Here is a 7,206-nt window from a genome sequence, read left to right as displayed (position 1 = left end):
TCTGACCCTAATTTATTTGGTGGCGGCGAGCAGCCATTCTCTGAAGGCTTGCATCGCGGGGGTGGCTTGTTTTGATTTGAGGCGTGTCAGCCAGTAGCTGCCGCTGGCGATTTCGATGTCGAACGGGCGGGTCAGGCGGCCATGCTGCAGTTCGCGGGCGAACATGCGGGCCGGCAGCAGCGCTACGCCGGCGCCTTGGGCGGCGGCTTCGGCCATGGTGAGCGAGGAATCGAATACGGTGCCTCGCAGCAGCGGGCAGGGCAGGGCTGCTGCGGCGAACCAGGCGGCCCATTCGTCGGTGCGGTAGGAGCGCAGCAATACCTGCCCGGCGAGGTCGGCCGGATCGCGCAGGAAAGATGCTACTGCGGGCGAACACATCGGCGACAGCGGCGCCGCCAGCAGCTCTTCGGCTTCTGTCGAGTGCCAGGCGCCGTCGCCGAAACGGATGGCGTAGTCCAGGCCCTCGCCGGCGATGTCGACCCGGTTGTTGTTGGTGAACAAGCGGAAATCGACGAACGGGTGGGCTTGCTGGAAATCGCGCAGACGGGGAATCAGCCAGCCGACGGCGAAGGTGCCTACGGCGCCCACGGTCAATACTTCGCGCAGCCGGCGGCCGTCGCCGAACTGCTGCAGCACGGCCCCTATGCGTCCGAACGATTCCGCCAGCACCGGCAGCAGGGCGATGCCCTCGTCGGTCAGCGCCAGCCCGCGCGGCAGCCGGCGGAACAGCTGCACGCCCATTCTTTCTTCAAGATTTTTTACCTGCTGGCTGATCGCGGCTTGCGTGACGTTCAGCTCGGAGGCCGCGCGGGTGAAGCTGAGCAAGCGCGCCGAGACTTCGAAAGCGCGCAGGGAATTCAAGGGGAGGTGCATATTGTTTCTCCATCTTTGCAATAGTATTTCTTATGTCTTACCTTGGATATTGTAGCTTGAGCGATGGCCGGGTCAACGTTATCGTTGATGCCCTGTTCACTAAATTCAGAGGGAAAACATGAAACGACGCCAGTTTGCCGGAAACCTGGGGGCAGCTCTAGGAGCGCTGGTCTTAGGCGGCTACACACAGAAATCCTGGGCCTCGGCAGCTGCCGTAGCCAAGCCGGTCGCCGATCCGATCGCTCGGCAATTGCGCCAGATAGAAGCCAAAAGCGGCGGCCGTCTCGGCGTTGCCATTCTCGACACCGTTACCGGCCAAAGCCATGCCTATCGCGGCGATGAGCGGTTTCCCATGTGCAGCACCTTCAAATTGCTGGCGGCGGGATTGACGCTGCATCGCGTGGATCAGGAGCAGGAAAAATTGGCGCGGCGCATCCGCTTCGAGAGGGCCGATCTGGTCCCGTATTCCCCTACCACCGAGAAACATGTCGGCGGCGAGGGCATGTCGGTAGCTGAACTGTGTGAAGCGACATTGACCCTGAGCGACAATACCGCCGCTAACCTGCTGCTGCACAGCTTCGGCGGTCCGTCTCAGTTGACGGCCTACATGCGCTCCCTGGGCGACAAGGTGACCCGGCTCGACCGCATTGAGCCGGAGCTCAACCAGGCCACCCCGGGCGATCCGCGCGACACCACGTCGCCCAACGCGATGCTGTCCACCATGCAACAACTGCTGTTGGGAAATGCCTTATCCGCTGACTCGCGCAAACAGCTGACCACCTGGCTGCTGGCGAATAAAACCGGCGACAAGCGCTTGCGGGCCTTGCTGCCGGCCGGCTGGCGGGTGGGCGACAAGACCGGCTCTGGCGCCTACGGCAGCACCAACGACATCGGTATCCTGTTTCCGCCCGGCCGCGCACCGCTGCTGGTGGCAACCTACCTGACCGGGACCAAGGCGGCGGAAGCGACGCGTAATGCAACCCTGGCGGAGGTCGGGCGCCTGGCGGCATCGCTGGCGGCGAAGTAAGGCGGCAGGCAGGAAATCTGGTCGAAATCATGGAAATAGTGGCGGCAGGCGTTGGTTTTATGCTGGTTCATGCAGTGCACAAAGGTGGATACTGTATAATGCCGCGACTATCTAACCCCATGATTCAATTAAGAAAAGACCAAATCTAAGATGTTGTCCACCGCAAATATCACGATGCAGTTCGGCCCCAAGCCGCTGTTTGAAAACATTTCCGTCAAATTCGGCGATGGCAACCGTTATGGCCTGATCGGCGCCAACGGCTGCGGCAAATCGACCTTCATGAAGATCCTGGGCGGCGACCTGGAGTCGTCGGGCGGCAACGTGATGCTCGACCAGAACGAACGCCTGGGCAAATTGCGCCAGGACCAGTTTGCGTTTGAAGAAATGCGCGTGCTGGACGTGGTGATGATGGGACACACGGAAATGTGGGCGGCGATGGCCGAGCGCGATGCGATCTACGCCAATCCGGAAGCCACCGACGACGACTACATGAAGGCGGCCGACCTGGAAGCCAAGTTTGCCGAATACGACGGTTATACCGCCGAAGCGCGCGCCGGCGAACTGCTGCTGGGCGTGGGCGTCTCGATCGACCAGCATCAAGGCCCGATGAGCAATGTCGCGCCGGGCTGGAAGCTGCGCGTGCTGCTGGCGCAGGCGCTGTTTTCGAATCCGGATATCCTGCTGCTCGACGAGCCGACCAACAACCTCGACATCAATACCATCCGCTGGCTGGAAGATGTGCTGAACCAGCGCAATTCGACCATGATCATCATTTCCCATGATCGCCACTTCCTGAACCAGGTGTGCACCCACATGGCCGACATGGACTACGGCACCCTCAAGGTTTATCCAGGCAATTACGACGACTACATGCTGGCTTCCTCGCAAGCGCGTGCGCAGCAGCTGTCGGTGAATGCCAAGGCCAAGGACAAGGTCGCCGAACTGCAGGATTTCGTGCGCCGCTTCGCGGCCAACAAATCGAAGGCGCGCCAGGCGACATCGCGCGCCAAGCAGATCGAAAAAATCAAGGTCGAGGATGTCAAGCCATCAAGCCGCGCCAATCCTTTCGTGCGTTTCGACGGCGAGAAGAAACTGCATCGGCTGGCGGTGGAAGTGCAAAGCATCAGCAAGACTTACGACCATCCGATTTTCAAGAACTTCAACATCATGGTTGAAGCCGGCGAAAAAATCGCCATCATCGGCGCCAACGGCGCCGGCAAGACCACCTTGTTGCGCAGCATCGGCGGCAGCGACATCGCTGGCCTGGCGGCCGACAGCGGCCTGGTGAAGTGGGCGGAAAACGCCAACGTCGGCTACATGCCGCAGGATCCGACCGAAGATTTTGCGACCGACATGACACTCACCGACTGGATGGGACGATGGACCCAGGAAGGCGATGACGACCAGGCCGTGCGTTCCAGCCTGGGCCGCCTGCTGTTCAGCGGCGACGACGTCAAGAAGTCGGTCAAGGTGCTGTCCGGCGGTGAAAAGGGCCGCATGATGTACGGCAAGCTGATGCTGGGCCGCCATAACGTGCTGCTGCTGGACGAGCCGACCAACCACATGGACATGGAGTCGATCGAGTCGCTCAACATCGCGCTGGAAAAATATGCCGGCACCCTGATCTTCGTCTCGCATGACCGCGAGTTCGTATCGTCGCTGGCCACCCGCGTATTGGAAGTCAAGGAAAATGAAGTAGTCGACTTCCAGGGTTCCTACGAGGATTACCTGAGCAGTCAGGGCATCGAGTAAATTGGAGGGCGCGAGAATATTTCCGCGCCATGAAGTAAAAAAAAGCGTGGCAGATAAACTCTGCCACGCTTTTTTTATCGCCGCATCAATTACTGCTGCGGTCGTTCGCCTAAGTACAGCAACTGGTCCAGCCGGCCGCGCAGGCTGCGGGCGATTTCCTCGCCCTTGGCCTTGAGCACCGCCTCCAGGTATTGCTGGCGCAGTTCGCGGAAATCCTGGATGCTGCTGGCGCGTTCGACCTTCAGCTGCAAGCCATAGCCGCGCAAGCCGATCATGCTCTTGATGGTGTCGTTGTAGAAGTGATAAATCGCTTCAAACTGGGTTTGTCCCGGCGGCAGCACCTGCTCGGCCGACACGGGCGCGGCGGCTGGCGGCGGCACGCTTTTCGATGCCGGGGTTTCAACTGGGGTAGGGGTAGCGCTGCTGACTGTGCTGGCCTTGGTGCTGCCGCTATCGGCGCTGGCCTGGATCAGGCCAGCTTGCAGCAACTCGTCCAGGTGTTCCTGGCCCAGGCCCAGGCCGGCTACCTTGCGCAGCAACTCGTCGTTGCTGGTCTTGCCGTCCACCAGCAGCAGCAGTGTGCGCAGGCGCGGCGCCACGGCCTGGCCGCGTGTTGCTATTTCGGTACGGCCGCGATCGGTTTTGTCGAAAATTATCATGTTGTCCCTGTGTTCTTATAATGCATGCAACAAAATGCTCAGGCATTTAGCCCGGCAGATTTTTTTTATGACAATTGTCAAATCATAGTACGGGAGTTCATTCTTGCTTGCAATAAGGTAATGTTCACACGCGATGTCAAGGTTGGCGGTAGAATTCCTGTCCCGATGCCTCCCGATTGCTGTTGCAAAATGTCTTGTTGCGCCTTCTGTCGTATCATTGCGTATTACCGCAGCTCATGACCCTCTCACCCATCGTAGCCATGCAAACCCACGCCATCAAAACCGTTGAATTCGAGCGGCCGCAAATGGACTCAGGCAGCAGCGCAGGTACCAGCTGCACCGCACACGCCTGGGCCCGCGTCCCTGATACTCCCACCCCTGACCAGAAAATCGCTCTCAAGGAGCGCATCAAGCGCCTGCTGAAAGAACAGCAGGCGGTGCTGGTCGCACATTATTACGTCGATGGCGATTTGCAGGACCTGGCAGAAGAAACAGGTGGCTGCGTTTCCGATTCGCTGGAGATGGCGCGCTTCGGCCGCGACCATCCGGCCAAGACGCTGGTGGTTGCCGGCGTCAAGTTCATGGGCGAGACGTCGAAAATCCTGAGCCCGCACAAGCGCGTGCTGATGCCCGACCTGGACGCCACCTGTTCGCTCGACCTGGGCTGCCCGGCCGACCAGTTTTCCGCTTTTTGCGATGCGCACCCGGACCGCACCGTGGTGGTGTACGCCAACACCAGCGCTGCGGTCAAGGCGCGCGCCGACTGGATGGTGACATCCTCCATCGGCCTCGACATCGTGGCCCACCTGCACGCGCAGGGTAAAAAAATCCTATGGGCGCCGGACAAGCACCTGGGCGGCTACATACAGAAACAGACCGGCGCCGACATGCTGCTGTGGCAGGGTTCCTGCCTGGTGCACGACGAGTTCAAGGGCGTCGAACTGGAACTGCTGCGCCAGCAGCACCCGAACGCCAAGATCCTGGTGCATCCGGAATCGCCGGAAGCGGTGGTGGCGCAGGCCGATGTGGTCGGCTCCACCACCCAGCTGATCGCCGCGGCCCAGAACCTGGATGCCGATGAATTCATCGTCGCCACCGATAACGGCATCCTGCACAAGATGCGCATGGCGGCGCCGGGCAAACGCTTTATCGATGCGCCAACCGCCGGCAACAGCGCCACCTGCAAGAGCTGCGCGCATTGCCCATGGATGGCGATGAACGGCTTGCAGAACCTGGCCGATGTGCTGGAATTCGGCGGCAATGAAATCCACGTCGACGCTGAAACCAGCCGCAAGGCGGTAGTCTGCATCGACCGCATGCTGGATTTCGCGGCCCAGCGCAAAGCCAATGTGCGCCCGTCCAGCGATCTGGCGCAAGAACAAAAACTGTTTTCAGGAATCGGTCCCGCATGAGTACATCTACCAGTAACGTAGTTAGCAACTTAGAGAATCGTTTCGCGCCGTTTGACGCCGCGCTGCAAACGGCGTTCGACAACAATATCCGCACCGCGATTGCCGAAGACGTCGGCAGCGGCGATCTGACCGGCAAGCTGGTTCCCGAACAACAGATGGTCAAGGCGCGCGTGATCGTGCGCGAACAGGCTGTGCTGTGCGGCGCGCCATGGTTCGAAGCCGTGATGCGGCAGTTGGATGAACGCATCCGCATCGACTGGTCGTATGCCGAGGGCGACCTGATGAGCGCCGACAGCCAGGTCTGCCTCATCGATGCGCCGGCCCGGGCCTTGCTGACCGCCGAACGCGGCGCCTTGAATTTCCTGCAGCTGCTGTCCGGCGTGGCCAGCGCAACTCGCGTTTACGTCAATGCCATTGCCGACACCAAGGCGCATATCCTCGATACCCGCAAAACCTTGCCCGGCCTGCGGCTAGCGCAGAAATACGCAGTGCGCGTCGGCGGCGGGCACAACCAGCGGCTGGCCCTGTACGACGGCATCCTGATCAAGGAAAACCATATCGCCGCGGCCGGCGGCATCGCTGCCGCCATGCAGGCGGCGCACAAGCTGGATGCGGACGTGACGGTACAGATTGAAGTGGAAAACCTGGTGCAGCTGGATGAAGCATTGAGCGCCGGCGCCAACTCGGTCCTGCTCGACAACTTCAGCCTCGACGCCATGCGCGACGCCGTCAAGCTGACCGACGGCAGGGCGCTGCTGGAAGCGTCCGGCGGCATCAACATGGACACGGTGCGGGCTATCGCGGAAACCGGCGTTGACCGGATTTCGATCGGCAGCCTGACCAAGGATATCCGGGCGACCGATTATTCACTGCGGATTATTGGATAAACGTATTGAACTGGCTGCGCAACGGTGGCGTTGCGCTCAGTGAATGAGTTTTGCTGCAGTGAACGCCAGGGCCGTCAGGGAGACGGCGGTTCCGATAAACCATCTTAGAAGAGTGGCCTCAAGCTTGGACACATCTTCTTTGGTGGCCATATGGTCCAGGCGTGTTTCGATGCGCGTCAGGCGGTCACGCGCCTCACCGGCAAATTCTTCAAGTTTGATGATCCTGGTTTCCATGCAGAGATGGTAACTGCAGCTTGCGCCGGGATCAAGCCCTCCAGCCCTCCAGCCCTCGGTTTGAACCGGTTTAGGTATTTACCGTATGGCTGGGCAGGGTGAGCGGCCCAGCCATACGGTATGTTACTGGACTTTCCCTTGAGCAAAATCCATGATCAGCCGCGTCGATAAATACAGGCGCGGAACAATGGTGTTCAGCAAGACGTATTCAGCGTCGTTCGAATGCGCGCCGTATCCGCTCAGCCCCATTCCTTCCACCACCGCACCTTTCGATTTCAACGCAGCGAACGCCGCATCGGTGCCGCCGCCGCTGGCTACGTCTACTACGGTCATCGGCAGGTCCAGTTCCTGGTAGATCTTCT

The 7,206-nt window shown here is 60.3% G+C and carries 7 protein-coding genes and 1 pseudogene; 4 read left to right on the top strand and 4 right to left on the bottom strand.

Going from position 1 to position 7,206, the window contains the following annotated elements; translation table 11 throughout:
• Positions 1–12 precede the first annotated feature (12 nt).
• Entirely contained in the window at positions 13–873 is an 861-nt protein-coding gene (locus JWQ61_RS17320; RefSeq protein WP_304361614.1) for a LysR family transcriptional regulator, read from the bottom strand.
• A gap of 118 nt (positions 874–991) precedes the next feature.
• Here JWQ61_RS17320 and bla point away from each other — a divergent pair, with 118 nt between their 5' ends.
• Both bla and JWQ61_RS17310 read left to right on the top strand, forming a co-directional pair.
• Positions 992–1,900: a class A beta-lactamase gene (gene bla, locus JWQ61_RS17315; protein WP_304361613.1), complete on the top strand. Its 909-nt coding sequence runs from the start codon at positions 992–994 to the stop codon at positions 1,898–1,900.
• A gap of 150 nt (positions 1,901–2,050) precedes the next feature.
• Positions 2,051–3,652 carry an ABC-F family ATPase gene (locus JWQ61_RS17310; protein WP_304361612.1) on the top strand — a complete coding sequence of 534 codons (1,602 nt, stop codon included), beginning with the start codon at positions 2,051–2,053 and terminating at the stop codon, positions 3,650–3,652.
• An 89-nt stretch (positions 3,653–3,741) separates the two neighbouring features.
• Here the strand turns inward: JWQ61_RS17310 and JWQ61_RS17305 are convergent, their stop codons facing one another.
• Complete coding sequence (locus tag JWQ61_RS17305) at positions 3,742–4,311, bottom strand: hypothetical protein (RefSeq protein ID WP_304361611.1); 570 nt, start codon at positions 4,309–4,311, stop codon at positions 3,742–3,744.
• 260 nt (positions 4,312–4,571) lie between these two features.
• Between JWQ61_RS17305 and nadA the strand changes: the two genes are divergently transcribed.
• Together nadA and nadC are read left to right on the top strand one after the other, a co-directional pair.
• Positions 4,572–5,723, top strand: a complete 1,152-nt coding sequence (gene nadA / locus JWQ61_RS17300; RefSeq protein WP_304361615.1) for a quinolinate synthase NadA — start codon at positions 4,572–4,574, stop codon at positions 5,721–5,723.
• Entirely contained in the window at positions 5,720–6,610 is an 891-nt protein-coding gene (nadC, locus tag JWQ61_RS17295) for a carboxylating nicotinate-nucleotide diphosphorylase (RefSeq protein ID WP_304361610.1), read from the top strand. The genes nadA and nadC overlap by 4 nt, the downstream gene beginning before the upstream one ends.
• A gap of 36 nt (positions 6,611–6,646) precedes the next feature.
• Here nadC and JWQ61_RS17290 read toward each other — a convergent pair whose 3' ends face one another.
• Together JWQ61_RS17290 and JWQ61_RS17285 are read right to left on the bottom strand one after the other, a co-directional pair.
• A complete protein-coding gene (locus tag JWQ61_RS17290) occupies positions 6,647–6,844 on the bottom strand; it encodes a hypothetical protein (RefSeq protein WP_304361609.1) in 198 nt (65 codons plus the stop codon).
• A 123-nt stretch (positions 6,845–6,967) separates the two neighbouring features.
• Positions 6,968–7,206: pseudogene (locus tag JWQ61_RS17285) on the bottom strand (M20 family peptidase); the annotation flags it as partial.

It is taken from the genome of Collimonas fungivorans, assembly GCF_028292705.1.
Taxonomy (GTDB): Bacteria; Pseudomonadota; Gammaproteobacteria; order Burkholderiales; family Burkholderiaceae_D; genus Collimonas; species Collimonas fungivorans_B.
This window is presented reverse-complemented; position numbering and strand designations above follow the sequence as displayed.